24 protein-coding genes are annotated in these 26,763 nt (G+C 64.7%); 14 read left to right on the forward strand and 10 right to left on the reverse strand.

Annotation, left to right across the window (positions count from 1 at the left end; genetic code table 11):
* Positions 1-120: 120 nt before the first annotated feature.
* Both QMG80_RS17610 and msrA read left to right on the forward strand, forming a co-directional pair.
* Positions 121-441 (forward strand): hypothetical protein, encoded by a 321-nt coding sequence (locus QMG80_RS17610; protein WP_085770370.1) that lies wholly within the window; start codon positions 121-123, stop codon positions 439-441.
* 63 nt (positions 442-504) lie between these two features.
* Positions 505-1,134 carry a peptide-methionine (S)-S-oxide reductase MsrA gene (gene msrA / locus QMG80_RS17615; RefSeq protein WP_085770371.1) on the forward strand — a complete coding sequence of 210 codons (630 nt, stop codon included), beginning with the start codon at positions 505-507 and terminating at the stop codon, positions 1,132-1,134.
* Positions 1,135-1,148: 14 nt separating this feature from the next.
* Here msrA and ribB read toward each other — a convergent pair whose 3' ends face one another.
* The 5 genes from ribB to ychF all read right to left on the reverse strand — a co-directional run bounded on the left by ribB (position 1,149) and on the right by ychF (position 4,708).
* The gene (gene ribB, locus QMG80_RS17620) at positions 1,149-2,231 is read right to left on the reverse strand and encodes a 3,4-dihydroxy-2-butanone-4-phosphate synthase (RefSeq protein WP_085770372.1); all 1,083 of its coding nucleotides are present in this window, start codon (positions 2,229-2,231) and stop codon (positions 1,149-1,151) included.
* A gap of 129 nt (positions 2,232-2,360) precedes the next feature.
* Complete coding sequence (locus QMG80_RS17625; RefSeq protein ID WP_158658579.1) at positions 2,361-2,528, reverse strand: hypothetical protein; 168 nt, start codon at positions 2,526-2,528, stop codon at positions 2,361-2,363.
* A gap of 24 nt (positions 2,529-2,552) precedes the next feature.
* The gene (locus tag QMG80_RS17630; protein WP_085773472.1) at positions 2,553-3,137 is read right to left on the reverse strand and encodes a gamma-glutamylcyclotransferase; all 585 of its coding nucleotides are present in this window, start codon (positions 3,135-3,137) and stop codon (positions 2,553-2,555) included.
* Between the two features lie 134 nt (positions 3,138-3,271).
* Positions 3,272-3,589, reverse strand: a complete 318-nt coding sequence (locus QMG80_RS17635) for a hypothetical protein (protein WP_085770373.1) — start codon at positions 3,587-3,589, stop codon at positions 3,272-3,274.
* A gap of 21 nt (positions 3,590-3,610) precedes the next feature.
* On the reverse strand, positions 3,611-4,708 hold the full coding sequence (gene ychF, locus QMG80_RS17640; protein WP_085770374.1) for a redox-regulated ATPase YchF: 1,098 nt from the start codon (positions 4,706-4,708) through the stop codon (positions 3,611-3,613).
* 512 nt (positions 4,709-5,220) lie between these two features.
* On the opposite strand from ychF, the gene dcd reads away from it, so the two are divergent.
* Positions 5,221-5,781: a dCTP deaminase gene (gene dcd / locus QMG80_RS17645; RefSeq protein ID WP_085770375.1), complete on the forward strand. Its 561-nt coding sequence runs from the start codon at positions 5,221-5,223 to the stop codon at positions 5,779-5,781.
* Positions 5,782-6,200: 419 nt separating this feature from the next.
* A complete protein-coding gene (yidD, locus tag QMG80_RS17650) occupies positions 6,201-6,530 on the forward strand; it encodes a membrane protein insertion efficiency factor YidD (RefSeq protein ID WP_085773473.1) in 330 nt (109 codons plus the stop codon).
* Here the strand turns inward: yidD and QMG80_RS17655 are convergent.
* The 3 genes from QMG80_RS17655 to ptsP form a co-directional block, all read right to left on the reverse strand.
* Entirely contained in the window at positions 6,527-7,348 is an 822-nt protein-coding gene (locus QMG80_RS17655; protein ID WP_245300043.1) for a hypothetical protein, read from the reverse strand. The two genes, yidD and QMG80_RS17655, sit on opposite strands and share 4 nt — an antisense overlap.
* Before the next feature lie 132 nt (positions 7,349-7,480).
* Entirely contained in the window at positions 7,481-8,554 is a 1,074-nt protein-coding gene (prfA, locus tag QMG80_RS17660) for a peptide chain release factor 1 (protein WP_085770377.1), read from the reverse strand.
* 117 nt (positions 8,555-8,671) lie between these two features.
* Complete coding sequence (gene ptsP, locus QMG80_RS17665) at positions 8,672-10,939, reverse strand: phosphoenolpyruvate--protein phosphotransferase (RefSeq protein WP_085770378.1); 2,268 nt, start codon at positions 10,937-10,939, stop codon at positions 8,672-8,674.
* Positions 10,940-11,216: 277 nt separating this feature from the next.
* On the opposite strand from ptsP, the gene QMG80_RS17670 reads away from it, so the two are divergent.
* The 10 genes from QMG80_RS17670 to QMG80_RS17715 all read left to right on the forward strand — a co-directional run bounded on the left by QMG80_RS17670 (position 11,217) and on the right by QMG80_RS17715 (position 25,049).
* Positions 11,217-14,087 carry an EAL domain-containing protein gene (locus tag QMG80_RS17670; protein WP_085770379.1) on the forward strand — a complete coding sequence of 957 codons (2,871 nt, stop codon included), beginning with the start codon at positions 11,217-11,219 and terminating at the stop codon, positions 14,085-14,087.
* A gap of 17 nt (positions 14,088-14,104) precedes the next feature.
* A complete protein-coding gene (gene ligA / locus QMG80_RS17675; protein ID WP_085770380.1) occupies positions 14,105-16,207 on the forward strand; it encodes an NAD-dependent DNA ligase LigA in 2,103 nt (700 codons plus the stop codon).
* A gap of 34 nt (positions 16,208-16,241) precedes the next feature.
* Complete coding sequence (mmsB, locus tag QMG80_RS17680) at positions 16,242-17,132, forward strand: 3-hydroxyisobutyrate dehydrogenase (protein ID WP_085770381.1); 891 nt, start codon at positions 16,242-16,244, stop codon at positions 17,130-17,132.
* A gap of 202 nt (positions 17,133-17,334) precedes the next feature.
* Positions 17,335-17,520 carry a hypothetical protein gene (locus tag QMG80_RS17685; RefSeq protein ID WP_085770382.1) on the forward strand — a complete coding sequence of 62 codons (186 nt, stop codon included), beginning with the start codon at positions 17,335-17,337 and terminating at the stop codon, positions 17,518-17,520.
* Between the two features lie 435 nt (positions 17,521-17,955).
* Positions 17,956-18,276, forward strand: a complete 321-nt coding sequence (trxA, locus tag QMG80_RS17690) for a thioredoxin (RefSeq protein ID WP_085770383.1) — start codon at positions 17,956-17,958, stop codon at positions 18,274-18,276.
* A 312-nt stretch (positions 18,277-18,588) separates the two neighbouring features.
* Positions 18,589-19,038: a helix-turn-helix domain-containing protein gene (locus tag QMG80_RS17695; RefSeq protein ID WP_085770384.1), complete on the forward strand. Its 450-nt coding sequence runs from the start codon at positions 18,589-18,591 to the stop codon at positions 19,036-19,038.
* Positions 19,039-19,249: 211 nt separating this feature from the next.
* On the forward strand, positions 19,250-20,110 hold the full coding sequence (locus tag QMG80_RS17700; RefSeq protein WP_085770385.1) for a phytoene/squalene synthase family protein: 861 nt from the start codon (positions 19,250-19,252) through the stop codon (positions 20,108-20,110).
* 264 nt (positions 20,111-20,374) lie between these two features.
* Positions 20,375-21,703: an ActS/PrrB/RegB family redox-sensitive histidine kinase gene (locus QMG80_RS17705; protein ID WP_085773474.1), complete on the forward strand. Its 1,329-nt coding sequence runs from the start codon at positions 20,375-20,377 to the stop codon at positions 21,701-21,703.
* Positions 21,700-23,166, forward strand: coding sequence for an amino acid permease (locus QMG80_RS17710; protein WP_085770386.1), 1,467 nt, complete (start codon positions 21,700-21,702; stop codon positions 23,164-23,166). Before QMG80_RS17705 ends, QMG80_RS17710 begins: the two co-directional genes overlap by 4 nt.
* Before the next feature lie 74 nt (positions 23,167-23,240).
* On the forward strand, positions 23,241-25,049 hold the full coding sequence (locus tag QMG80_RS17715) for an ABC-F family ATP-binding cassette domain-containing protein (protein WP_085770387.1): 1,809 nt from the start codon (positions 23,241-23,243) through the stop codon (positions 25,047-25,049).
* A 125-nt stretch (positions 25,050-25,174) separates the two neighbouring features.
* On the opposite strand, the gene QMG80_RS17720 is transcribed toward QMG80_RS17715, so the two are convergent.
* Complete coding sequence (locus tag QMG80_RS17720) at positions 25,175-25,990, reverse strand: alpha/beta hydrolase (protein WP_085770388.1); 816 nt, start codon at positions 25,988-25,990, stop codon at positions 25,175-25,177.
* Between the two features lie 35 nt (positions 25,991-26,025).
* The gene (truA, locus tag QMG80_RS17725) at positions 26,026-26,763 is read right to left on the reverse strand and encodes a tRNA pseudouridine(38-40) synthase TruA (protein ID WP_085770389.1); all 738 of its coding nucleotides are present in this window, start codon (positions 26,761-26,763) and stop codon (positions 26,026-26,028) included.

Below are 26,763 nucleotides of genomic sequence, written 5' to 3' on the forward strand. Positions count from 1 at the left end.
GATCCAACGTCGCGCACAGGACAAAAAGCGGGCTGACTTCGAGACCACAAGGCGCGCGGTGGACAGCCTGCCGGGCAAATCGTATATATACTGATCCCCTGCCTCACATCAGCGGTCGTCATGCTTCGTTTCCTCGTGCGCGCAATCGGCCTTCTCTTGCTGGCCGGAGGATTCATCGCCCTCATCGTCGACGGCACGCGGTCGCTCGCCGGCGGCAGCTTGCATGTCGCCTCGATCGACGCGTCGCTACAAACCATGGGGGCCCAGGCCTACCCGTCGTTGGAGAAGTGGGTGCTCGCGCATCTCCCGGCTTTCGTTTGGGATCCGCTGGTCGTGCATCTGCTGCGCGTTCCGCTCAGCGGCGCGCTGCTTCTTCTCGGCGGCCTCTGCGTGATCCTGGCCCACAAGGCTCCGCAGGAATTTGGTTACCCGGCGGAGTGACGCCTCCCCTTCCCTCTCCGCGCCCTTCGACTAGATTGCGTGTCTCAGGAGAGGATCGCGCCGATGCTGAACAGATTGTTTTCTCCGCCGCCGGACCGGCCGACGCCCGTGGAGCATGGTCTCCTCCACTTTGTCCTCCGTCGCCCGCTCGATCCGCCCTTTCCCGAGAACTCGGCGCGCGTGCTGTTTGGGATGGGCTGCTTCTGGGGCGCCGAGCGCAAATTCTGGCAGGCGGGAGAGGGCGTCCAGGTCACCGCGGCGGGCTATGCCGGCGGCGCGACGCGCAATCCGACCTATCATGACGTCTGCACCGGCCGCACGGGTCATGCCGAGGCCGTGATGGTCGTTTTCGATCCGAAGATCCTTCCCTTCGCCAGACTTCTTCAGATTTTTTGGGAGTCGCACGATCCCACCCAAGGCATGCGCCAGGGCAATGACGTCGGCACGCAATATCGCTCGGCGATCTTCGCCGCCACACCGGCGGATCTCGAGGAAGCGCAGGCCTCCCGAGAGGCCTATCAGCGGGCGCTGAGCCAGCGCGGCTTCAGCGCGATCACGACGGAAATCGGGCCCATGCCGCCCTTCTATTACGCCGAAGAATACCACCAGCAATATCTCGCCAAGAACCCGGAAGGATATTGCGGGCTGGGCGGCACCGGCGTCGCCTGTCCGGCGGGACTCGCGACGTCGTAAAAAACCGCTTCTGGCTATTCCAGAGGCTCCACGGCGGCGATCTCTATGCCAAAGCCCGAAAGGCCGACATAGGCGCGCGGCTTCGGCGTCGCCGTGCGCAAACGAATCGAGGTGACGCCGAGATCTCGCAAGATTTGCGCGCCGAGACCCACGTCGAGCCACTGCCGGCGTCGGTCGGCTTCGGCGCCTTCCTGATCGTGGCCGACGACATTGGCCGGAACGCCAGCGGCTCCGTCGCGCAAGTAGACCAAGACGCCACGCCCCTCGCGATGAAAGCGCTCCAGCGTCCTATTGATCGTCTCGGCGCCGCCGAACACATCGGCGAGAATGTCCGCCCGGTGCAGCCTCGCCGGCACGTCGCGTCCGTCGCCGATCGAGCCCACGACGAAGGCGAAGTGTTGGACGCTGTCGAAAGGCGTCACATAGGCGTGACCGATCATTGGCCCCGCTGCGCCTTTGACCGGAAAGGTCGCAACGCGCTCGACGAGGTTCTCGCGGGCCTGCCGGTATGCGATCAGATCCGCGACGGAAACGATGGTCAGTCCGTGCCGCGCGGCGAATTCGCTAATTTGCGCGCCCGCCATCACCGTGCCGTCGTCATTGGCGAGCTCGCAAATCACGCCGACTGTGGGCAGGCCGGCGAGGCGGCAAAGGTCGACCGCGGCTTCCGTATGGCCGGAGCGCATCAGCACCCCGCCTTCCTTTGCAATGAGCGGAAACACATGTCCGGGCCGCACGAAGTCGGCGGCGCCCATGTTCGGGTTGGCGAGCGCGCGCACCGTATTGCTGCGCTGCTCGGCCGAGATGCCGGTCGTCAGCCCGTGCCTTACATCCACCGAGACGGTGAAGGCCGTGCCGAGCGGCGCGTCGTTTTGCGCGACCATCGGCGTAAGATGAAGCCGCCGCGCGTCCTCGACCATCAGGGGCGCGCAGACGATGCCGCAGCAGTGGCGGATGATGAAGGCCATCTTCTCGGGCGTGCACAGAGAAGCGGCGACGACGAGATCGCCCTCGTTCTCGCGGTCGTCGTCGTCGCTGACGACGACAATTTCGCCTTTGGCGAAGGCCTCCAGGGCTCTGGCGATGGGTTGAGGCAAGATGCGCTTCCTAGATCACGCTGCGTTCAGGCCGAATTGCCGGAACGCAGAAAAGGTGATCGATTCTAAAGAGTGAGCGGGCTTCAACACGCTCTATGCCCGGCGCGCCGACGGCGGATGACGAGAGGGTCAGGATCTTCTGCGACTGCGCCGTTCGGCAAGATAAGCGACGGCGAAGGCGACGAGAAAGCCCAAAAAACCGGCTCCGATCTCGGGCGCCGGCGCAGCGACCGCGGCTTGAGCGTCGGCGGGCAGCGCCAGCAGCCAAACAAAGCCTCCAAGGACCGGTCTCGACATGCGCTTCGTTCCTCCGGCGCGGCTTCACGTCTCGCGGCCGTTTGCGATGCGCAGCGGACTGTCGGCGAACGCCTCCGCAGTCCGGCAAGAAGCGGCGTCGAGCGCGCGCGTCACCGCCGCCAATTTCTCGTCGCATATGCCACAGGAGAGCAAATGTTCATAGGTGTTGCGGACATAGTCGGGATTGTCGCCCGAGGCGCCGCGGGCGGAAGCGATGAGTCGGGCCATTTCCTCGGCGTCCAGCCGGCCTGCATATTGAGGGTGGGCGCGGTCCACGACATAGGCCAGCGCCTCCACGCTCGAACCCTCGGCAAATCGGGCGGTGATCGTTTTCTCCATATAGACCGAGGTCACGAGCTCTCGCTCGCGCAGATAGGCGAGCGTCGCGGCGCGACGCGCCGCGGCCACCCGGAAGACCACGCCCTGGCAAGAGCCGCCACGATCCAGGCCGAGCACGAGCCCGGGCCGCTCCGGCGTGCCGCGATGCACATGCGAGAAGATGCAGAGCGCGCGATGGTAGCCTTGCACGAAGGCGAGCGCGCTCTCCTCGTAATCGAACCCAGGCCGCCACATCAACGACCCGTATCCGAAGACCCAGAGGTCATTCATGCCTTCTGACGCGTTTTCGGCGCTGCGTCCCATCGATCAATCGCCCTCAAGCTTCAAAAGGAATCCCGAGTTCCGAGAGAATAATCTCGAAAGCTTCCGCGAACAAACCGTTATGGTCAAATCCGGGCTCGGGATCAGTAGCAGCGGATGTGAATAACGCTCGGGTTGTCGGTGTTGATCACCGCCAGCCGTCCCCAATCGGTCAGCGCCTGCACGCGCGGCGATTTTTGGGGTGAGCCGCCGATGAGGTAGCGCCCGCCGCAGAGCGCCTGGGCGCGCTGCAGGCAGGTCGCCGTCTTGCGCGGACACTCGATCCGGAAGGCGGCCCCGCCGCCGGCGGCCTGCTCCGGCCAGGCGGTCGCGTCCGTCCCTGAGTCGTAGGCGAGCCCCTGGGCGAGGCCATCGGAGGCGAAAAGGGCCGCTGCAAATCCGATCGTCGCGCCTAGTTTCATGAGCTCGCCGCCCCGCCCGCCTCAGGTGTTGAAACGGAAATGCAGGACGTCACCGTCGGCGACGAGATACTCCTTGCCTTCGAGCCGCAGCCGGCCCCCCTCGCGCGCGCCGGCCTCGCCGTTGAGCGCGGCGTAGTCGGCGAAAGCGATGGTTTCGGCGCGAATGAAGCCCTTCTCGAAATCCGTATGGATCACGGCTGCGGCCTGCGGAGCCTTCGTGCCGTTCTCGATCGTCCAGGCGCGCGCCTCCTTGGGGCCGACCGTGAAATAAGTGATGAGATGCAGGAGCTCATAGCCCGCGCGGATGACTCGGTTGAGGCCGGGCTCGGCGAGGCCGACGGCCTCGAGATAGTCCTTCTGCTCAGCGGCCGGCAGAACGGCGATCTCGCTCTCGATCTTGGCTGAGACGACGACGCAGGCCGCATCCTCTTCCTTCGCGCGCGCAAAAACCTTTTGCGACTGGCTGTTCCCGCCCGACGCCGACGCCTCTTCCACGTTGCAGACATAGAGGACCGGCTTCGAGGAAAGGAGGCCGAGCCCTTGGAGCGCGGTCCGTTCCTCGGGCTTGATCTCGACGAGCCGAGCCGGCTTGCCCTCGCGCAGCAGCACGAGGCAGCGGCGCATCAGATCATGCAGCTCCTTCGCCTCCTTGTCCCCGCCTTTGGCCTTCTTCTCGAGCGCCGTGACGCGCTTCTCGAGGCTTTCGAGATCGGCCAGCATCAGCTCGGTCTCGATCGTCTCAATGTCGCGCAAGGGATCGACGCCGCCTTCGACATGCGTCACGTCACCGTCCTCGAAACAGCGCACGACATGGGCGATCGCGTCGCATTCTCTGATATTGGCGAGGAACTGATTGCCGAGCCCTTCGCCTTTGGAGGCGCCGCGCACGAGGCCGGCGATGTCGACGAAGGTCAGGCGCGTCGGGATGATTTGCTTCGACCCTGCGATGCTCGCGAGCACCTCGAGACGCGGATCCGGCACCGCGACCTCGCCGACATTGGGCTCGATGGTGCAGAAGGGATAGTTCGCCGCCTGCGCCGCCGCCGTCTGTGTCAGCGCATTGAACAGCGTCGATTTGCCAACGTTCGGCAAGCCGACGATCCCGCATTTGAAGCCCATGTCGATTCCTAAAAGCGTGGGGGGAAGCCGGAGGCGATATGCGGGGCGGGAGCGGAAAAGGCAAGGGGCGGAACGGCGGGTAGTGGGCCAGTTTCATTGTGGCGACGGGAGCTGAACTATAAGCTTGCCCGCAGCACCGTTCCTGGTATGTTCGATATTTGGAAACGTTTTGGGTATGGGTGCGTTAAAGGACTGATGATAACCATTAGGAAAAATCGAGAAGCTCGATTCGATCGGGTCTAGGAGGCAGCTATGATGAAGTTAAAGGTAAGAGAGGTTGGGGAAGGTCTACATCATAGCGAGGTTGTCGTTAGCGTCCATACAAATGGCGGCGATGAAGGGCTTGTGCTTGATAAGCGTTCCTTGCGCGGAGGCTATATTAGCGTGGGATATCCGATTCGTAGTGATGGAGATGCCTACCTGGTGGAACTTCCCAGAGAGACATCCTCGGGGAACTGGCGAGTTTGGGTCGATAAGACCCAATTAACAAATGTTAAGGAAAAGGGGGCTGCGTGATTCTCACGGATAGAGAAATACGCACCGCCATCAAGAGGGGAGTAATCGTTATTGATCCTCCCCCTTCTGAGAATGCATACAGCTCTACAAGCGTGGACCTGACGCTTGATCATGAATTGACTCTATTCAAGGATGATATCGATGGCACAGGAATTGAGATGATATTGGACCCGTCCAATCGTAGGGTAGACACAGAGAAGGCTCTCGAATCTATAACCAGTAAAGCGACCATTCACGACGACGGCTATGTGTTGAAAAGCAATAAGTTAGTTCTTGCATACACCAAAGAATATGTAGATTTAAGAATCGATACAAAATACGCGGCGCGCGTTGAGGGAAAAAGCTCACTCGCGAGATACGGGCTCTCAATACATATCACAGCCCCAACTATCCACGCAGGATTTGATGGTCGCATCCGCCTTGAAATGCTTAACCACGGCCCGCTTCCGATAAGGCTTAGGAAGGGCATGCCGATTTGCCAACTTATTTTTGAGCAGACTCTCGGAACTCCAGACAAAGGTTATAGCGGTCAATTTGCGGGGCAGGGAGGTAGCTAGTTATTGTTGTCCAGATTCCGCTGATATTATTTCCCAAGTTTCTAACATACCCTGTATTCCGCCAGGCTGTAGCGCCCCTTGGCGCTCTCTGGAGAGGAGCCAAAGAGCAGAGCGGGTCTCCTCTTTTGAAGCGCTCCCTGTTCTTCTCCGTAGGGGCGTCGAGCATGCACTTTGCCCATTGGTTTAAATCGCTGGGGCGTTGGGGGGGCTTTTAGCCAAGCTTGCATTATGAGCGCGAGCCTCACGGAATTCCGAGACTAGTCACGCATACCACGAACAAACTGGCCCACTGCCGATCGACGCTTCCGATTTCGTCGGAGCCAATCGGACTCCCGCGCTCTGTGAACAATGCGAAAATGACGCGCGCCTCCGCAGCGGCTTTTCAAGCTGCGACAGAAAATGCAGAATTGGCTCGTCCAATGAAACGCCTCGCCCCCCTGCCCGCTCGCCTTCCCGCCCTGGCCGCGCGCGGGCTGATTCTCGTCTATCGCCTCACCTTCTCCGCCTTCGCGGGCCGCTGGTGCCGGCACGCGCCGAGCTGTTCCGCTTACGCAGACGAGGCGATCGCGCGGCATGGGCTCTGGGCCGGCGGCTGGATGAGCCTTGGGCGCATCTGTCGTTGCCGGCCGGGCGGCACGAGCGGCTTCGACCCCCCGCCGGAACAGACGCCCAAAGGCGCCGACGCGCTGCATCCCTGGCGCTACGGCCAATGGCGCGGGCCGCTGCGCTGCGAGGCTGTCCAGGATTAGGATCGGGCCATCTGCTCGAGCAGCAGGCTGTAAATCTTCGTGCGCGAGGCTTCGGGCAGGGCGCGCAACGCTTCGAGATAGGCGACGCCGATCGAGCACATGCGGGCGTCATCGAGCGGGGGGTCCAGCGTCCGGCCGCCGATCAGCACGTCGACCTCGGTCTCGCTGAGCCCCCGTTCGGCCAGCGCCTTCTCCAGCGCCTTCACATCCGCCGGCGAGGGCGCGCCGCGGTCGATTCGCTTCGCCTGTCCGTTGGCGGTGGCCTCGAGACGCGCGAGCGCCATCTCGGCGACGAGCGGGCGTTTCGCCGCCGCCGCGCGCTCGAAATCTTGCGCCGTGGCGCCATAAAGAAAGCCGACGCACATGCGCGGATTCTCCTCCGCCATGGCCCGCATCACGGCGAGCTGCGCGTCGAAGACGCGCATGAGCGGTTCGGGCTCGGCCTTTGCGACGAGCGCGCCCTGCGACTTGCGGAGCAGCCGGATCGCCTCGGAGACGTAATAATCGGCGCTGTCCGCGTGTCCGAGCGCCTTCAGGCGCGCCTTGAACGCCCCCGTCGCAGCGGCGTAGTCGACGGGAAAAGCCTGGGCGAAACGGCCGAAAAAACCCACATATTCAGGCGCGGAGCCAAGCGCCTCGTCGAGCGCCTGCGATAGCTGGGCTTCGGACATCGGCTGCCGCCGCGCCTCTTTGACGATGGCGGGAGGCGCGACGCCGCCCGCGCCCCGTTTCGGCGGAGTCGCTGCGAGGATGAGCATCGCGACGCCGACGCACAGAAAGACGACGGCGCTGGTGCCCAGGATAAGGAGGCGTTCCATGACCAACCCAAACGTCCGCGCGCCACTGAAGCGTCGAACTCTATGCAATTCGCCTAAAAAGGCAAAGATTTCGTTGAAAAGGCGGAAGCTCGAGCGCCCGAGAGGCGACGCCGGCGACGGAAGCCGCCATCGTCAGCCTTCTTCCCCCGCCAGCAGTTTCTGCTGATGGTCGCGCAGGAGCGCGTCGATGATTTCGTCGAGCGCTTCGCCCTCCATGACCTTGTCGAGCTTGTAGAGCGTCAGATTGACTCGATGGTCGGTGACGCGGCCTTGCGGAAAGTTGTAGGTGCGGATGCGCTCGGAGCGATCGCCGGAGCCGACCTGCTGGCGTCGGTCCTCGGAGCGGACGTTGTCCAGCCGCTGGCGCTCGGCGTCATACAGGCGGGAGCGCAGGACAGACATGGCTTTCGCCCGATTGCGGTGCTGAGAGCGCTCCTCTTGCATCATCACGACGATCCCGGAAGGCACATGCGTGAGTCGGATCGCCGACTCGGTCTTGTTGACGTGCTGGCCGCCGGCGCCGCCTGAGCGCATCGTCTCGATGACGAGGTCCTTGTCGTCGATCGTGACGTCCACCTCTTCGGCTTGCGGCAGAACGGCGACGGTCGCCGCGGAGGTGTGGATGCGCCCCTGAGTTTCCGTGGCGGGCACGCGTTGCACGCGATGCACGCCAGACTCGAATTTGAGTCGCCCATAGACGCCGCGCCCAAAAATCTCGGCGACGATCTCCTTGTAGCCGCCGAGCGCGCCTTCGCTCGCGGAGAGGATCTCGACGCTCCAGCCCTTGAGCGCCGCATAGCGCTGATAGGCGCGGAAAAGATCGCCGGCAAAAAGCGCCGCCTCATCGCCGCCGGTCCCGGCCCTCACTTCGAGGATGATCCCCCGCTCATCGGCGGCGTCCTTAGGGAGCAAGGCGATCTTCAGCGTCTCGCTCGCGGCCTCGAGTCTTTGCAGAGCGGAGGCGCGCTCTTCCTGCGCGAGCGCCCGCATCTCCTCGTCGGTGGAAGGATCGCCGAGGAGGCTGTCGAGCCCCGCGACTTCATTTTGAGCCGAACGGAAGCCTTCGATCGCGCCCGCGACCTCCTCAAGCGCCGAGAGCTCGCGCGAAAGCTGGACGAAACTTTGCGAATCGGGGCCGCTCGACAGCTTCTCCTCGATCTCCCGCCGGCGGCGCAAGATGAGATCCAGCTTGGCTTCTGCAAACATGAGGCTGATTTTTCGCTTTCAAGGGATGGGCGCGCGGTCGACGAAAGAGCGCGCGCTGCTAGATCACGCTGCGCTCAGGCGAAATCTCCTGAACGCAGCGTGATCGATTCTAAAAGTTTAGAGCGGGACGTCCATATCGAGCGCGAAACGCCGTAATTCCTCGCGCAGCGAAGCGGCGCCCTCGTGGTCCTTCAAGAGCTCATCGAGCTTCTGCTTCGCGGCGCCGAGATTGAGGGCCAGAACCATCGCCTTGACTGGACCGATCGAGGACGGCGACATCGACAAAGAGCGATAGCCGAGGGCGAGCAACGCGAGCGCCTCGAGCGGGCGGCCGCCCATCTCGCCGCACAAGGTGACGGGCGTGCCGGCGCGCTCCCCGGCGTCGAGGATGAATTTCAAAGCGCGCAGCACGGGCTCCGAGAGATTGTCGTAACGCTTGGAGACGCGCGTATTGTCGCGGTCTGCGGCGTAGAGATATTGCACGAGATCGTTGGAGCCGACCGAGAGAAAATCGGCCCGCCTCGCGATCAGATCGAGCTGCCACAAGAGAGCGGGCACCTCGACCATCGCGCCGAACTCGATTTTCGACGGCGGCTCGTAATTGTATTTCCTGATCAGGTCGAGCTCGCGCAGCGCCATCGTTTTCGCCTTGTCGAATTCGGCGACATTGGCGATCATTGGGAACATGACGCGTAGCTCGCGCCCGGGCGCAGCCTTCAACATCGCGCGCAATTGCATGCGCAGCAGCGCCGGACGATCGAGGCCGATCCGAATGGCGCGCCAGCCGAGCGCGGGATTCTCCTCTTCGATCTTCGCCATGTAGGGCAGGATCTTGTCGGAGCCGATGTCCAGCGTGCGGAATGTGACCGATCGATCGGGAAGCGCGTCGAGCACCGATCGGTAGAATAGTCGCTGCTCCTCCATGCGCGGGAAACGTGGCGCCAGCATGAACTGAAGCTCGGTGCGGAACAATCCGATGGCCCCGGCGCCGGTCTCGTGGACATAAGGCATGTCCAGGGCCAGACCGGCGTTCATGTGGAGCGCGATCGCAACGCCGTCCTTCGTGATGGGGGGAATGTCGCGCAGCCGCGCATATTGTTCCTGCCGCTTGGCGCGCAGCCGCGCCTTGTCGGCATAGGCGGTGCGCACGTCCGCCTGCGGGCGCAAGTGCACGTCGCCCGTCGATCCATCGACAATGATCGCATCGCCCGGCTCGGCAAGGATCGCGATGTTGGGCACGAGGCCGACCGTCGGCACGCCCAGCGCGCGGGCGACGATCGCCACATGGCTCGCCGGGCTGCCTTCCTCGAGAATCAGCCCTCGCAATCTGGCGCGGTCATAATCGAGCAGCGCCGCCGGCCCCATGGTGCGCGCCACGACAATCGCGTTCTCAGGCATGCTGAGGCGATCCGTGGCGTAGCTCTGCCCGGTCAGCTGGTGCAGGAGCCTGTTGGCGAGATCGTCGAGATCGTGGAGCCGCTCGCGCAGATAGGGGTCCGTCTGCCGCTGGATCCGCGCGCGCGCGTCGTTCTGCACGCGCTCCACCGCGGCCTCGGCGGTGAGTCCGGTCATCACCGCCTCGCGCAGCCGGCGCAGCCAACCGCGGTCATTGGCGACCATGCGAATGGCCTGGAGAACGTCGTGATGCTCGCCCGCGCCCATCCGATCGCCATGCGCGACGAGCTCATCGATCGAATGACGCATCGCTTCGATCGCGCCGTCGAGACGGCGCAACTCCCCCGCCACGTCCTCCGCCAGCAGGTTCTTCACCACGACGCGCGACTCATGCAGCACGACATAGCCTAGCCCCACGCCGTCGCAGATCGGCGCCCCCCGCATCGAGCGGGCGCTGTTGAGGGCGAGGAGCTCGGCGGATTTTGCGAGCGACTGCAGCTCGCCCGAGGCGATCATCTCCGCGAGCAGCATCGCGGTCGTCTGCAGCGCTTCGACCTCCTCCTCGGAGTAACTGCGTCGCACTTTGTTCTGCACGACGAGCACGCCGACGGTCGCGCCGCCGCGCAGGATCGGCACGCCAAGGAAGGAGTGGTAGATCTCTTCACCCGTCTCGGGATGGTAGGAGTAAGACGGATGCTCCCGCGCCTCGGAGAGCGCCAGGGGTTCGGCAGTCTTGGCGATGAGGCCCACGAGCCCTTCGCCCGCCTGCATCGTCGTCAGATGGACCGCCTCATGCTTCAGGCCTTCGGTCGCATAGAGCTCAAGCCTCTGATCGGCGCGCAGAACATAGACAGAACAAACCTCAGCCACCATATTGACGGCGATTTGGACGACGATTTTGTCGAGCCTAGCCTGCGCATTGATCGGCTCAGCGCTGATCTCGCGCAGCCGGCGCAGCAACAGACGCGGTCCGCCATGGGCGCTGCGCATCTAAAATCGGCTCCTCACTTGCTATGGCAGGGGCGCCCGCCTGGCGCCACAAAGTCGGCTATCATGGACTCATCGAAATCCAGGCGATAGCCCGCGCCAGCCTATATTGTCGCGACGCGATGCATGCAAGATTTCGCCCAAGGGGCGCTCTCGCGCGCCTTCGCCGGCCGGCGGGTTGCGGGAAGGCGCTGGAGCCACTACCAATCCGTCGGCGACGGCGGATCGCAACATTTGGCGGACGCCAAGCGGCGGCCCAGAACGCTCAAGAAGTGAATTCGTGCGGTTCCCACAATATCTGCTCGCCCTCATCCTTACAACGATCTTCGCCTCCGCGGCGGGCGCCGTGGAGAGCGTCCGTGTGCCGCCGGACGCGCCGGCCATCGATCTGACCACCGCGGTGGAGACACATGCCGCGCAGGGCGACCGCTTGCAAGTGTCGACGGCGCCGGGGTCGGACGGCATAACCCGTCGAATCGAGGTCGAGGCGAAGGAGCCAGGCTCGACGCCGAGCTGGATCGTCTTCGCGTTGACGAACGACACGGACGAGCAGATCGAGCGCTTGATCGTCGCGCCGCACTTCCGCCTGCAAGGATCCGGGTTGATTTGGCCGGACCTCGGGGCCAAGCGCTTGTCGACGATCACCGCAAGCCAGGGCTTCCCCCCTGAGCGGGAGGATAGCGCGGACGCGGACGTGTTCCGCCTGACGCTCGATCCGGGCGCGACGGTCACCTATGTGGCCGAGCTGAAGACTCCAAATCTGCCGCAGCTCTACCTTTGGGAGCCGGACGCCTACAAGGACAAGATCACGAGCCTCACGCTCTACAAGGGCATCGTGATCGGCATCGCCGGCCTGCTCGCGCTGTTCTTGACCATCGTCTTCGTCGTCAAAGGAGCCGTTATATTTCCGGCCGCGGCGGCGCTCGCCTGGGCGGTCCTCGCCTATGTCTGCATCGATTTTGGCTTTTGGAACAAGATCTTCGGATCAGATCCGGCAACCGACGGGATCTGGCGCGCAGGCTCGGAAACCGTGCTCTCGGCCACGCTGGTCGTCTTTCTCTTCGCCTATCTCAATCTCAATCGCTGGCACGTCAGGGCTTGGCATGTCGCCGCGCTTTGGCTGGCGATGCTCGTGGGCCTTGTGGCGCTCGCGGCGCTCGAAGCCCCCATCGCCGCCGGCGTCGCGCGGATTTCTCTCGGCACGGTCGCCGTCGTCGGCTTCGTCCTCATCCTCTACCTCGCCTCGCACGGCTACGACCGCGCGATCATGCTCATACCGACCTGGTTTCTCTTGTTGCTCTGGGTCATCGCCGGCGGCTTCACCGTGGTCGGCTGGCTCACGAACGATCTCGTTTCGCCGGCGCTCATCGGCGGCCTCGTGCTCATTGTCATGCTCATCGGCTTCACGGTGATGCAGAACGCCTTCGCCGGCGGCAGCCTCGCGCAGGGCATGATCTCCGACGTCGAGCGCAAGGCGCTGGCGCTCACGGGCGCCAATGAGATCGTGTTCGACTGGGACGTGCCTTCCGATCACATCTTCGTCAGCCCCGAGGTCGAGGCGCAGCTCGGCCTCGATCGCGGCGGCCTCGAGGGCGCCGCGGCCTCTTGGCTCAATCTGCTGCACCCGTTCGAGCAGGATCGCTACCGCGCCTGCCTCGACGCGATATTGGAGCAGAGGCGCGGCCGCATCGACGAGGAGTTTCGTCTTCGCGCCGCGGACGGTCATTATCTCTGCTTCCGTCTCCGAGCCCGCCCGGTGGTGGGTCCCGACGGCGAGGTGATCCGGGTCGTCGGCACGCTGGTCGACGTGACGGAAGAGCGCAGCGCGCAAGAGCGGCTCCTGCACGACGCGGTGCACGACAATCTGACCGGCCTGCCCAACCGAGAGCTCTTCTCTGACCGGCTGGAGGCCGCGTTGAGCTTCGCCCGCGCTCAGAAAGACGTTCGCCCGACCGTGCTGATGATCGACCTCGATCGCTTCAAGCAGGTCAATGAGCAGGTCGGCGTCGCCGTCGGCGACAGCGTGCTGCTCACCATCGCCCATCGCATCAGCCGCCTGCTGCAGCCGCGCGACACGCTGGCGCGCATGGCCGGCGACAGCTTCGCGATCCTTCTGCTTTCCCAAACCAATCCCGAGACCATCATGGCGACGGCCGAGGCCGTGCGCCGCGCGCTGGCGACGCCCGTCCGCTTCACCGACCATGAGGTCAGCCTCTTCGCCTCGATCGGGATCGTCTTCTACGATGCGTCTCTGCACGGCTCCGCCGCCGATATGCAGGATGACGCGGAGATCGCCATGCGCAAGGCCAAGCGCGCCGGCGGCAATTGCGTCGAGGCCTTTCGTCAGGCGCTCCGCGGCCAAAAGTCCGATCGCCTGTCGCTCGAGACGGACATGCGCCGCGCCCTGGAGCGCGCCGAGATCAAAGTGTTCTTCCAGCCGATCGTGCGCCTCGAGGACCACACCATCGCCGGCTTCGAGGCGCTGCTGCGCTGGGACCATCCGAGACTGGGCCGCCTCGACGCGGAAGAATTCTTCTCCGTCGCGGAGGAGAGCGGGCTCATTCTCAACTGCGCCATGCTGGCGCTCGACCGCACGGCGCGCGAGCTCGCCGCCTGGCAGCGCGCCCTGACGGTCGATCCGCCCATTTTCGCCTCGGTCAATATCCCCTCGGGCCAGCTATTGTCGCAGGATCTCCTCAAGAACGTGAAGAGCGTGCTGATGCGCAACGAGATCGCACGCGGCAGCCTGAAGCTCGAGCTCAGCGAAGCGGCCGTGATGGAGAACCCCGAATATTCCGCGCAGATGCTGGCGCGCCTCAAGGAGCTCGGCGCAGGGCTCGTGCTCGACGATTTCGGCTGCGGCTATTCCTCGCTCGCCTATCTGCAGCGGTTCCCCTTCGACACGGTCAAGATCGACCGCTCCTTCGTCAAGCAGACGGCCGGGAACGCCGGGGCCGCGGTGCTGCGCTCCATCATCCAGCTCGCGCGGGAGCTCGGCATGGACGTCGTCGCAGAAGGCGCCGAAAGCGAGGTCGACGCGGCCGAGCTTCACAGGCTCGGCTGCGCCTACGCGCAAGGCCACGCCTTCGGGCGCGCAATCAGCTTGCAGGAGGCGCGCCGCCTGATTGGCGCAGCGCCGGAGGCGGCTTAGGGCGAGGGCTTCCAGCTGTGACGAGCCATCGGCCGATTTCCGAGTTGTCGCACAGCGACGCCGCCATCGAGCATGCGCGTCTCGGAGAGGAGATCGCCGAGCACGATCGCCGCTACTATCAGGAAGACGCTCCCGTCGTTTCCGACGCGGACTATGACGCGCTGCGTCGGCGTTATGAGGCGCTGGAGCAGCGATTTCCCGAGCTTGCGACGCCCGAGTCCCTGACGAGAAAGGTCGGCGCGGCGCCGGCCGAGAAATTCGCGAAGATCCGTCACGCCATCCCGATGCTCTCGCTTGGAAACGTGTTTTCCGACGAAGAGGTCGTCGATTTCGTCGCCAGGGTTCGCCGCTTTCTGCGACTTGCCGACGACGCGACGCTCATTTTCACGGCGGAGCCAAAGATCGACGGTCTCTCCTGCTCGCTGCGCTATGAACGCGGCCGCCTCGTCTCGGCCGCGACGCGCGGCGACGGCTTCGAGGGCGAGGACGTCACCGCTAATGTCCGCACGCTAGAAGAGATCCCGGAGCGGCTCGCCGACAAGCCGCCCGCCGTGCTGGAGGTGCGCGGCGAAGTCTATATGTCGCACAAGGATTTTGCGGCGCTCAACGCGCGCCAGGCCGCCGCAGAAGAGCGGCTCTTCGCCAATCCGCGCAATGCCGCGGCGGGCTCGCTGCGTCAGCTCGACCCGGCGATCACCGCGAGCCGCCCCTTGCGCTTCTTCGCCTATGCGCTCGGCGAGGTCAGCGAAACGCCGGGAAAGACACAGTTCGACGTGGTGGAAGCCTTCAGGCGCTTTGGCCTGCCCGTGAATCCCTTGATGACGCGCTGCGACAGCGTCGAGGCGATGCTCGCGCGCTACCGCGAGATCGAGACGCGACGCGCGACCCTCGGCTATGACATCGACGGCGTCGTCTACAAGGTCGATGACCTCGCGCTGCAGGAGCGCTTGGGCTTCGTCTCGCGCGCGCCGCGCTGGGCGACGGCGCATAAATTTCCTGCCGAACGCGCAACGACGATTCTGCGCGACATCGAGATCAATGTCGGACGCACGGGCGTGCTCACCCCAATCGCCCGTCTCGAGCCGGTCACCGTCGGCGGCGTCGTCGTCTCAAATGCGACGCTTCATAACGAGGACGAGATCGCGCGCAAGGACGTGCGCATCGGCGACACGGTCGTCGTGCAGCGCGCCGGCGACGTGATCCCCCAAATCGTTGCGGTCGTGGCCGAGAAGCGACCGGCGAGCGCGAAGCCCTATCATTTTCCTCATGTCTGCCCGCGTTGCGGCTCGGCGGCGTTGCGCGAGATCGACGAAAAGACCGGCGAGGCCGAGGTCGCCCGGCGCTGCACCGGCTCGCTCGTCTGTCCGGCGCAGGCGGTGGAGCGCCTGAAGCATTTTTGCTCGCGCAATGCGATGGACATTGAGGGGCTTGGCGATAAGCAGATCGAATATTTTTACGAAGAGGGGCTGATCAAGACGCCCTCCGACATCTTCACGCTTGCCCAACGCGACGCCACAAGCCTCACCAAGCTCAAGAACCGCGAAGGCTTCGGCGAAACCTCGGTGCGCAATCTCTTCGCGGCGATCGAGGCGCGGCGAAACGTGCCGATCAATCGCTTCATCCATGCGCTCGGCATACGTCACGTCGGGGAGACGAACGCGCGCCGGCTCGCGCGTCACTTCGCCGCCTTCGAGGATTTCCGCAACGCCGCGCAAAAGCTCGAGCCCGGCGGCGAAGGCGAGGCGGCGTTCGAAGGCATCGACGGGATCGGCCCCGTCGTCATCGAGGCGCTGCGCGACTTCTTCGCCGAGCCGCACAATGAGAAAGAGCTCGATCGCCTGCTCGAGCAAGTCACGCCGACGCCGATGGAGGCGGTCGAATCCTCCTCGCCCGTCTCCGGCAAGACGGTCGTCTTCACCGGAAGCCTCGAGTCCTTCACGCGCGACGAAGCCAAGGCGCAGGCGGAGCGGCTGGGCGCTAAGGTCTCCGGCTCCATTTCCAAGAAGACCGATATCGTCGTCGCGGGGCCGGGCGCCGGCTCGAAGCTCACCAAGGCGCGGGAGCTCGGCGTCGAGGTGCTCACGGAAGAGGAATGGCTCGCGCTGATCGGGCGCGGCTAACCCGTTCCGACGACGACGCGAGGGGAGGTCGAAGATGACTCACATCGCCTTCATCGGTCTCGGCCGCATGGGCGGCCCCATGGCCGCGAATCTCGCCAAGGCGGGACGCGAGGTGCGCGGTTTCGATCTCGACCCCCGGCTTCGAGGCGAAGCCGAGCCGCTTGGCGTCCAGGCCATGGGCTCGGCTCTGGCGGCGGCGCAGGGCGCGGCGGCGATCGTCACGATGTTGCCGGCGGGCGAGGCCGTCCTCGGCGTTTGGAGGGAAGTTTTGGCTTGTGTCGATCGCCCGACGCTGTTCATCGACTGCTCCACGATCGACATCGCGAGCGCGCGATTGGCGCACAGGCTCGCGCAGGACGCGGGTCACCCTTCCGTCGATGCGCCGGTCTCGGGGGGCGTCGCTGGCGCGACGGCGGGGACGCTCACCTTCATGTGCGGCGGAGAGGACTCCGCCTTCGAAAAGGCGCGCGGCTTGCTCGCCGACATGGGTCAAAGAGTCATTCATTGCGGAGAGGGCGGCCTCGGACAGGCGGCCAAAATTTGCAACAACATGATGCTTGGCGCGACGATGATCGCAACCTGCGAGGCCTTCGCTCTTGCTGAGCGGCTCGGACTTTCCGACAGGACCCTGTTCGACGTCGCATCGGTGTCTTCGGGCCAGTCCTGGTCGCTCACGCATTATTGTCCCGCGCCCGGAATATTGCCGACATCGCCGGCGAACGCCGACTATCGGCCAGGCTTCATGGCGGCGCTGATGCTCAAGGATCTGGGGCTCGCCCAGGCGGCCGCAGAGTCGGTGGGCTTGGAGACGCCGCTCGCCGCGCTTGCCGCGCGCATCTACGCGCTCTACGTCGAGCGGGGCGAGGGAGAGAGCGACTTCTCCGGCGTCATCCGCATGATCCGCGAAGGGTTGCCGGAAGCCTAGCCTGAGCCGCGCTCAGGAATCGCGTGAGCGCGCTGTCGCGCCGGCCGCCGCTTGTGGCAAAAGCCAATTTTTGCGCAGACATGGAACTCCTTTCAAATTTATGAATTTACCTTTTGCTGGGAAGCTCAGCCTCGGCTAGAAGGACGGGGTGGAGGTCCAGCGGCGGGCGCCGACACGAATTTGGCGCCCTTCGGGGGAGAAAATGAAAAGCTACTGGCTCATCGTCGCCGCGATCGGCTTCGCGCTGATCATCGGAGCGCTGACCCCTCTGCCACGCGAGCGTGCGGCCCAGACCGCCGCCACGGCGGGTTCCCATGTGGTGCATCTCGACCCGGGCGCCGGCTATGATTGGCGTGCGCCGCCAAACGGAACCGATAGGAAGTTCTGAGCCTCTCGAGGCGAGGAAAGCTCCTGTCTCCGGGACATGCTCTGAGTTTTTGATGTGCAGCTTAGTCATTTTCGATCGCGTGACTCCGCGCGATCGGGAGGCGCTATGGAATCGCGCCATCGAAAAGGTGGAGACCGGTTTTTTCGCACAAATGGCGCTCTAAGTTTTTTAGCGTCGATCACGTTTTCTGCGTTCAGGCGGCTCCACTTTAAGGAAGCGTGATCCAGAGCCGCAAAAGCAGACGGCCCTCCGCAATCGGGATCTGCTTTTCCTGATTGCCCTCACAATCTTGTGGCTCCAGCAGTAAGTAAGCGCTAAACATAGAAGAAGCACGGACCAGCCCCAAGGCGCATGCGCAGCTTGACGGAGGGGGACTGCGTTCCTAGGTTCCCTGCGTCCTGGGGACGTTCCGGGACAAGAAGGATTTGGAGAGCCATGGCCAGCAATAACGTTACCGACGCGAGCTTCAACGAGGACGTCCTGAAGTCCGAAACGCCGGTCCTCGTCGATTTTTGGGCGGAATGGTGCGGCCCCTGCCGTGTCGTCGCGCCATTGCTCGATGAGATCGGCGCCGAGCTCGGCTCGAAGATCAAGATTGTCAAGCTCAACGTCGACGAGAATCCGAATGTCGCCGGAAAGCTGGGGATTCGCTCGATCCCGACAATGATCCTGTTCAAGAACGGTCAGGCCGCCGCGCAGCGGGTCGGCGCCGCGCCCAAGGGCGAGCTTCTGCGTTGGATCTCGGGCGCGCTCTGAAGCGTTCGACTTTCCAACCGGTCATCGCGCGGTGAGAAGCGGCGAAGAATACTCGCCGCCGTCTCGCTATTCTTCGCCCCACGGTTGAAATCCGCGCGCGCCTCGCGATCTGGTCGCCATTTCATCCTTGCCTTTCCGTCGCATTGGCGCCAAAAAGCTGGTCACGCCGGCCGGCAAAGCCGTCGGCAGACAGTCTGTTGGGGCGCAGGGACCTGATCCCGACCTTCTGTAAGGGCGCATCTCGGTTCCGCGGCAAAGCCCCCGGGAGCGGTCGAACCTTGCGAATCGTCAACCGCGCGGGAACCCGCTTTCGTGAAGAAGACGCCGGACCTTATCGACCGCCACGTGGGAAATCGCGTGCGCATGCGGCGAATGCTCATGAAGATGAGCCAGGAGAAGCTCGGAGAAGCGCTCGGCCTCACCTTTCAGCAAATTCAGAAATACGAGAAAGGCCTCAACCGCATCGGCGCGAGCCGGCTTCAGCAGATCTCCAAGACGCTCAATGTGTCGCCGTCATTCTTTTTCGAGGGCGCGCCGACGATTGTGGGAGCCGCCACGCCGGCGGATGCTCCCGCGGGCTTCGAAGAGGAAGCGCAGTCTCAATATGTCGTGGACTTTATGTCGACGGCAGAAGGAGTTCATCTCAATCGTTCCTTCGCGCGGATCAAGAATCCCAAGGTTCGCCGTCGACTCGTGGAGCTGATCGCCGCTCTGGCGGACGCGGAGGATGGAGGCGACGAGACGCCCGGACCGCAAGAGTGAGGCTCGGAGCATGTCACGGAGAAGTGCGAAGCGGTTTTCCGGTCATGATATCCTTCAACTTTTTGACTTGGCGCGATTCCTTTTCGCTCGAACGATTCCGTTCGAGCGGGAAACGCGCTAGAGCGCATCCCGATCGCATGGAATCGCGCTGGAAAACCGCTTCGCGCTTCTCCGGGACAGGCTCTAGAGGCGATTGCCGCCTGGGGTCGCCGTGACGAATTCGCCGCCGGCCGAACGAGAGGCGGAGCTCGCCCGGAACTATGCCGCCTGCGAAGCCCTGCTGCGCGAGAAGGACCGCGACGGATGGCTCGCCACGCTCTTCGCTCCGACGGCGCGGCGCAAGCATCTTCACGCCCTTCACGCTTTCCTGCTGGAGGTCATGGAAATCCCCGGCAAGGTCACGCAGCCGCTACTCGGCGAGATGCGGCTACGCTGGTGGGAGGACGCGCTCGCGGCGAGGGAGGAAGGCTCGCAGCAGGCCCATCCTGTCGCCGATGCGCTCATCGACACGCTCGACCATTGCTCGTTATCACAAGAGGAGGTCACGGCCTTCCTCGACGCGCATGTCGCGGACCTCTACGACGATCCGATGCCGACCATGGCGGCGCTGCTCGGCTATTGCGACCGCACCGCTGCGGCGCCGCTGCGCTGGAGCGCGCAGGCGCTCGGCGCCCCCGGCGATGGGCGGGCCTTGACCGAGGCCGGAACGGCGCTCGGCCTGCTGCGCGTTCTTCGTCGCCTGCCGAAGGGCGGCGCGCAATTTCTACCCGAGGATCTTCTGGAGGCGCACGGCGCGCGCCGCGAGGACGCCGCCGCCGGCGCCGAGACGGCGCAACTGCGGGCGGCGATCGCCGTCTTGATCGAGCGCGCGTCCGAACACTTCGACCTGTCGAGAAACGCCGCACGCGAAGCCGACGAGGCGACGCGCGTCGCGCTTCTTCCCGTGGCGACCGTTCCGCTGTATTTGCGGGCGATGCAGGCGCGGGATTTCCATCCCTTCGGCGCGCTGCGCGATCCTTCGCCCTTGCGCCGTCAATGGCGTCTGTGGCGGGCGGCGCGCGCCGGGCTCTAGAGCCTGTCCCGGAAAAGTACGAAGCGGTTTTCCGGTCAAGACATGCTCTAACGTTTCGAGTTGGAGCGCGGTGCGAAAAAGTGGAAACCGGATTTCGCACCCATCGCGCGCTAGAGCGCGATGTGTAAAAGTGGGAATCGGTTTTTCGCGCCAATCGCGCCCTAAGACTTTGGAATCGATCACGTTATCTGCGTTTGAACGATTCCGCTCAAACGCATCGTGATCTAAGCTTTTAGAAAACGACCGCGCATGCGGAGCGAGGCCATGGACCGTAGAGTCGAAGACCAGCAACTGACGCCGGCGCGGCATTTGCGCGCCGAAACCCTGGTGTTGCTGCGGTGGGTCGCGATCGCCGGCCAGACCCTCGCGATGCTCTATGTCTATTTCTATCTCAAGTTTCCGTTTCCCATCGGGCTCTGTTTCGTCGCGATCGCCACCTCGAGCGCGCTCAACATCGCGCTGCGCGCGGGCAGCCGGAGCAGTCTGCGCCTGGACGACACCGAGGCGGCGGTGCTCCTTGCCTATGACGTGATCCAGCTTGCCGCCCTCCTCTATCTCACCGGCGGCGTCACCAACGCCTTCGCCATGTTTCTCCTGGCGCCGGTGATGATCTCCGCCGTTTCGCTGCCGCGTCCCTTCACCTTTCTTCTCGGGATATTGATGGTGGCCGCCGCGACCTTGCTCACCGTCGAATTCGAGCCGCTCCCCTGGCGGGAAGGCGACATCCTCTACTTCCCATTGCTTTATCGGCTGGGCGTCTGGGCGGCGCTGGTGCTCAGCGCAGGCTTCATCGGACTTTATGCGGGACGCGTCTCCGACGAGGCGCGCAAGCTCGCCAATGCGCTGTCCGCCACCGAGCTCGTGCTCGAACGCGCGCAGCATCTCACGCAGCTCGACGGCCTCGCCGCCGCGGCCGCGCATGAGCTGGGAACTCCGCTGGCGACGATCACGCTGATCGCTTCCGAATTGCAAAAGCTCACGCCATCGATCGCGCCGCAGATGAGCGAGGATCTCAAGCTGCTTGCGCAGGAGGCCCGCCGCTGTCGAGAAATTCTGCGCAAGCTCCAGTCCCTGAACACCGACGAGGCCCATGTGCTGAACAAGCTGCGGCTCGGCACATTGATCGAGGAAGCGGTCGAGCCGTTGCGCGATCCCGAGGTCGCGATCATCGTCGACAAGGCGGGAGAAACCTCCGAGCCGTTTTGTCTCCGCAACCCCGGGATGTTGTACGGCCTCGGCAATCTCGTGGAGAACGCCGTGGATTTCGCGCGCTCGACCGTGCGGATCGAAGCCCGCTGGACCGATCGCCTCGTCAGCGTCGTCATAGAGGACGACGGCCCCGGCTTCGCCCCGAAGATTCTCGATCGCGTGGGCGATCCCTATGTGAGCGGCAGTGAGGCGGACCGGCGCGTGAAGAGCGCGCCCGAGTCCGGACTAGGCCTCGGCCTCTTCATCGCGACGACCTTGCTCGAGCGCTCCGGCGCGCTCATCGAGGCGATCAACATCGCCCCGCCCCACACAGGCGCGCGCATCACGATCAGCTGGCAGCGCGAGGATTTCGAGCGTGGCGTCGAGAGGGCCGCGGCGGCATGAGGCTGGTCGAGCTTTTTCGCGCCAAGTCGATCGAATCGCTGCAGGCCGAGGCGCTCGAAAGAGGCGCGTTGCGGCGTGCGCTGGGCCTCTGGCAGCTCGTCGGCATCGGCCTCGGCGGCCTCATCGGCGTCGGCATCTTCGTGCTCACGGGCGTCGTCGCCGCCACCCAGGCAGGGCCCGGCGTCGCCCTCTCCTTTCTGATCGCGGGCGTCGCAAGCGGCGCGGCGGCGCTCTGCTACGCCGAATTCGCCTCCATGCTCCCGGTCGCCGGCAGCGCTTACACTTACGCTTATGCGGTGCTCGGCGAGCTTCCGGCCTGGATCATCGGCTGGGACCTGCTGCTCGAATATGCGCTCGTTGTCGCGGTGGTCTCCATCGGCTGGTCGGGATATCTGCGCGCGCTGCTCGCGCTGTTCGGCGTCGCGCCGCCGGAATGGGCCGCCGGCGCGCCGGGGACCGGTGATGGCCACATCCTCGACCTCTTCGCGATGCTCGGCGCGTTCGGCGTCGCACTGCTGCTGACGCTGCGCGTCGAATGGGGCGCGCGCTTCAACACCGCGATGGTGCTGCTGAAAATCGCGGCCGTCATCGTCGTCATCCTCGCGGCGGCGCCGCATATCAATCCGGCGAACTGGCGCCCCTTCATGCCCTTCGGCTTCGGCGGCGTCGTCGAGGGCGCAGCGGTCGTGTTCTTCGCCGTCTTCGGCTATGACACGTTGACGACCGCAGGCGAGGAAGCGCTCGAGCCGCAGCGCGACCTTCCGCGCGCGGTGCTGCTCTCGCTCGTCGTCTCACTGACGCTCTATATCCTCATGTCGCTCGCGCTGACGGGCATCGCGCGTTACGACACGCTCGACAACGCCGCGCCGGTCGCCTCCGCCTTCGCAGCGCTCGGCATGGGCTGGGCGACGCTTGTCGTCTCGGCGGCGGCGGTGGTCGGCATTTTGAGCGTCATGCTCGCCTTTCTGCTCGGCTGCGCGCGCATTTGGTTCGCGATGAGCCGAGACGGCCTGCTTCCCGCTTGGTTCGCCAGACCGCATCCGCAGTTTGCGACGCCCTATCGGCCGACGCTCATCGCGGGCGGCCTCTGCGCGCTCGTCTCCGCCTTCTTTCCGATTCGCGAGGTCGCCGAGCTCGTCAATATCGGCACGCTTTCCGCCTTCGTCGTGATCTGCCTCGCCGTGATCGCGCTGCGCCACACGCGGCCCGACGTTCCAAGAGGCTTTCGCGCGCCGCTCTCCCCCTATCTGCCACTCATCGGCGTGGGCTTCTCCCTGTGGCTCCTCTCGAAGCTGCCAGCCATCGCATGGGAAAGATTTGTCGTCTGGCTCATCATCGGGCTCGCGGTCTATTTCTTATACGGACGCCGGCACAGCCGGCTCGCGAAGGGCCGTGACGAAGCCGCCCGCCCCGGGAGCCGCCGAGGGCTCGAGCCAGTCTCCGACGGAGACGGCCGGGCTTGAGCGGCGACGAGCCGATTCGACAACGCGCCCGCTCGCATGACAAAGACTCCCAACGAATCTCTAGATCAGGACCCATGGCCCCTCCCCCTCTTCTCGCGCTGACCGGCGTCATGCTGACGCTCGGCGGTCAGCCCTTGCTCGACGGGGCCGATCTGTCGGTTCTGCCCGGCGCGCGGCTTTGCCTCGTCGGGCGCAACGGGTCGGGAAAATCGACGCTGCTTCGCATCGCCGCGGGCGAGCTCGAATTCGATCGGGGCGAGCGCTTTCTGCAGCCCGGCGCATCGCTGCGCTATCTCGCGCAGGAGCCGGACTTCTCGGGCTTCGCGACGACCGCCGACTTTGTCGAGGCCGGCCTCGGGCCGCTCGACGACCCGCATGCGGCGCGCTTGCTGCTCAACGATCTCGGCCTGACAGGCGAGGAAGATCCCACGCGGCTTTCGGGCGGAGAGTCGCGCCGGGTTGCGCTCACGCGAGCCCTTGCCTCGCGCCCCGACATCCTCCTGCTCGACGAGCCGACGAACCATCTCGACCTGCCGACGATCCTCTGGCTCGAGGAAAAGCTCGCGGGGCTGCGTTCGGCGCTGGTGCTGATCAGCCATGATCGCCGCTTCCTGCAGAATCTCACGCGCGAGACCGTTTGGCTCGACCGCGGCCGCACCCGCGATCTCAACGCCGGCTTCAAGGAGTTCGAAGCCTGGCGCGACCGCGAGCTTGAGGAGGAGGAGCGCCTGCGCCACAAGGCCGACCGCCGCATTGTCGCCGAGGAGCATTGGCTGCGGCATGGCGTCTCGGGCCGGCGCAAGCGCAACATGAAGCGGCTCGCGCGTCTTCACGAGATGCGCGCCGAGCGGCGCCAGCGCATCGGGCCCGAGGGTCAGGTCAAGCTGGAGGCGAGCGAGGCGCAATCTTCGGGTTCGCTCGTGATCGAGGCGGTCAAGCTCCACAAATCTTACGGCGAGCGCGTCATCGTCCAGGATTTCTCGACACGCATCATGCGCGGTGACCGGATCGGGATCGTCGGAGCCAATGGCGCCGGCAAGACGACGCTCGTCGGCCTCCTGACCGGAGCGCTCGCTCCTGACGCCGGAAAGATCCGGCAAGGCGCCGGGCTGGCGATGGCGACGCTAGAGCAGAGCCGCGCGAGCCTCGATCCCGAACGCAGCCTGCAGGACGCGCTCACGGGCGGCGGCTCGGATTTTATCGAGATCAACGGCGAACGACGTCACATCACCGGCTATCTGAGGGACTTTCTCTTCAAGCCGGAACAGGCGCGGACGCCCGTCGCCAAGCTCTCGGGCGGCGAGCGCGGGCGGCTGATGCTAGCGCGCGCCCTGGCGAAACCTTCCAATCTTCTCGTTCTCGACGAGCCCACGAACGACCTCGATCTGGAAACGCTCGATCTGCTCGAGGAGATGCTCGCCGACTATCCCGGCACGCTGATCGTCGTCTCGCATGACCGCGATTTTCTCGATCGCGTCGCGACCTCGGTCGTGATCAGCGAAGGCGAAGGAGTCTGGCGCGAATATGCGGGCGGCTACGCCGACATGGTCGCGCAGCGCGGCTTCGGCGTCGAGGCGCTGAAGTCCGAGCCGCAACGCGCCGAGACGAAGCCCAAGCCGGTGGCCCGCGAGAAGCCGGCGGGACGGCCGAAACTTTCCTTCAACGAGCGTCACGCGCTCGCGACGCTGCCACAGAAAATGGAGGCGCTGCGGGAAGAGCGGGCGACGCTTGAGAGATTGCTCGCGGATCCGGCGCTTTATGCAAGCGATCCCAAAAAATTTGCGGCGGCGGGCGCCCGGCTGGAAGCTGCGCAGACCGAGTTGGCTGAGGCCGAGGAGAGATGGCTCGAGCTCGAGATCCGGCGCGAGGAAATCGAGGGCTGAGCGCCGCCGAGCGCGTTTCCCGCTCGAACGGAATCGTTCGAGCGACAAGGAATCGCGCCAAGTCAAAAAGTTGGAGCATGTCCTGACCGGAAAACCGCTTCGCACTTTTCCGGGACATGCTCTTGCTACTCGCGCGAGGCGCTTGCGGCGTCGATGAAGGCTGCAACGCGCGGGTAGACCTGCGGCGCATTCAAGACGAGGTGGTCAGCGCCCGCGACAGCAATGAATTCCTTGGGCTCATTGGCCAATGCGAAGAGCGCGCGCGCCGACGAGAGGGGAATAATTTGATCCGCTTCTCCGTGCAGCATCATGACGGGAATATGCACTTGACCGATGGCAAGGTCGGTTCGCATGGGATCGAACATCAACAGCCCGACGGGGAAGATCGGATAGCGCGCGGCGGCGATCGACACGGCAGAGAGATAAGGCGAGTCGAGCACCAGGGCCGCCGCCTGGCGACGCGAGGCGAGCATCGTCGCGACGCTCGTGCCGAGCGACTCGCCAAAGATCACGAGACGTCGACCCGAGTAGCCGCGTCGCGACGCTTCGGCATAGGCAGCCTCGGCGTCGAGCAACAGGCCCGCTTGCGTCGGCTCGCCCGACGAACCTCCGTACCCGCGGTAGGCGATGGCGAGAAAGCCGAAACCGCTCTCGCGAAAATGCTGGAACCGCTCCCGCCGATCCGCCAGCACCCCGCTATTTCCGTGAAAATAAAGAATGAGCGGCCGGCCCTTCGCCGGCGCTGAGAACCAGGCGCTGAGCCTTTTCCCGTCGTCGGTCGTCAGCTGCAACGTCTCGATTTGCGCCAATCCGGCTTCCGCGGGCGACACAATGCGCGGATCCGGGAAATACTGGAGGTCGCGCTGAAAGATGGTCAGGCCGGCGAGCCCCAGGAGATAAAGAGAGAACACCGCCGCGGCGATGCGGGGCAGCAAGATCATACGCTTCTCCTCGCCTAGCGCGTTTCCCGCTCGCCTCAATAGTCCACCGCGATCAGATACAGGCCCTGCGCTGGCGCGACCAGTCCGCAGCGCGCGCGACTGCGGGCCTCGAGCGCGCGGCGCGGCTCCTCCACCGGCCATTTGCCGCTGCCCACATGCTCGAGCGAGCCCACGAGCGAACGCACCTGATGGTGCAGGAAAGACGGGGCGCTCGCAAGAATCTCGATCTCATCGCCCCTGCGAGTCACATCGAGCCGCTCGAGCGTCCGGATCGGCGAGCGCGCCTGACATTCGCTCGCACGATAGGTCGAGAAGTCGAATTTTCCGATGAGCGTCTGCGCCGCCGCATGCATGGCCTCGGCGTCGAGCGGCCGCTTGACGTGCCAGACACGCCCGCGCGCCAGCGCCGGCGGCGCACGCCGGTTGAAGATCAGATAGCGGTAATGGCGCATTTTCGCGGAGAAGCGCGCCTCGAAATCCTCCGCGACGGCGCGGGCGGTCAGCACGGCGATCGGATCCGGCCGAAGATGCGCATTGAGCGCGTCGCGCAAGCGATCGACCCGCCAGTCCCGCGTCAGATCGACATGCGCGACCTGCCCGAGCGCATGGACGCCGGCGTCCGTGCGGCCGGCGCCATGCACGACGCGCTGGACGCCGTCGATAGCCAAGACCGCTTCCTCGAGACGCTGCTGAATGGAGATCCCGTTCGCCTGCCGCTGCCAGCCGACAAAGGGACCGCCGTCATATTCGATCGTGAGCGCGAAGCGCGGCAT

This window comes from Methylocystis bryophila, from assembly GCF_027925445.1.
Taxonomy (GTDB): Bacteria; Pseudomonadota; Alphaproteobacteria; order Rhizobiales; family Beijerinckiaceae; genus Methylocystis; species Methylocystis bryophila.

Excerpts from the sequence above, each read along its gene's own strand:
- msrA (WP_085770371.1), top strand. The coding sequence starts at position 505 with ATGCTGAACAGATTGTTTTCTCCGCCGCCGGACCGGCCGACGCCCGTG.
- QMG80_RS17655 (WP_245300043.1), bottom strand. The coding sequence starts at position 7,348 with ATGGAACGCCTCCTTATCCTGGGCACCAGCGCCGTCGTCTTTCTGTGC.
- prfA (WP_085770377.1), bottom strand. The coding sequence starts at position 8,554 with ATGTTTGCAGAAGCCAAGCTGGATCTCATCTTGCGCCGCCGGCGGGAG.
- mmsB (WP_085770381.1), top strand. The coding sequence starts at position 16,242 with ATGACTCACATCGCCTTCATCGGTCTCGGCCGCATGGGCGGCCCCATG.
- QMG80_RS17710 (WP_085770386.1), top strand. The coding sequence starts at position 21,700 with ATGAGGCTGGTCGAGCTTTTTCGCGCCAAGTCGATCGAATCGCTGCAG.
- QMG80_RS17625 (WP_158658579.1), bottom strand. The coding sequence starts at position 2,528 with ATGTCGAGACCGGTCCTTGGAGGCTTTGTTTGGCTGCTGGCGCTGCCC.
- QMG80_RS17705 (WP_085773474.1), top strand. The coding sequence starts at position 20,375 with ATGGACCGTAGAGTCGAAGACCAGCAACTGACGCCGGCGCGGCATTTG.
- trxA (WP_085770383.1), top strand. The coding sequence starts at position 17,956 with ATGGCCAGCAATAACGTTACCGACGCGAGCTTCAACGAGGACGTCCTG.
- yidD (WP_085773473.1), top strand. The coding sequence starts at position 6,201 with ATGAAACGCCTCGCCCCCCTGCCCGCTCGCCTTCCCGCCCTGGCCGCG.
- QMG80_RS17720 (WP_085770388.1), bottom strand. The coding sequence starts at position 25,990 with ATGATCTTGCTGCCCCGCATCGCCGCGGCGGTGTTCTCTCTTTATCTC.
- ptsP (WP_085770378.1), bottom strand. The coding sequence starts at position 10,939 with ATGCGCAGCGCCCATGGCGGACCGCGTCTGTTGCTGCGCCGGCTGCGC.
- QMG80_RS17685 (WP_085770382.1), top strand. The coding sequence starts at position 17,335 with ATGAAAAGCTACTGGCTCATCGTCGCCGCGATCGGCTTCGCGCTGATC.
- ychF (WP_085770374.1), bottom strand. The coding sequence starts at position 4,708 with ATGGGCTTCAAATGCGGGATCGTCGGCTTGCCGAACGTTGGCAAATCG.
- truA (WP_085770389.1), bottom strand. The coding sequence starts at position 26,763 with ATGCCGCGCTTCGCGCTCACGATCGAATATGACGGCGGTCCCTTTGTC.
- QMG80_RS17635 (WP_085770373.1), bottom strand. The coding sequence starts at position 3,589 with ATGAAACTAGGCGCGACGATCGGATTTGCAGCGGCCCTTTTCGCCTCC.
- QMG80_RS17630 (WP_085773472.1), bottom strand. The coding sequence starts at position 3,137 with ATGAATGACCTCTGGGTCTTCGGATACGGGTCGTTGATGTGGCGGCCT.
- QMG80_RS17715 (WP_085770387.1), top strand. The coding sequence starts at position 23,241 with ATGGCCCCTCCCCCTCTTCTCGCGCTGACCGGCGTCATGCTGACGCTC.
- QMG80_RS17610 (WP_085770370.1), top strand. The coding sequence starts at position 121 with ATGCTTCGTTTCCTCGTGCGCGCAATCGGCCTTCTCTTGCTGGCCGGA.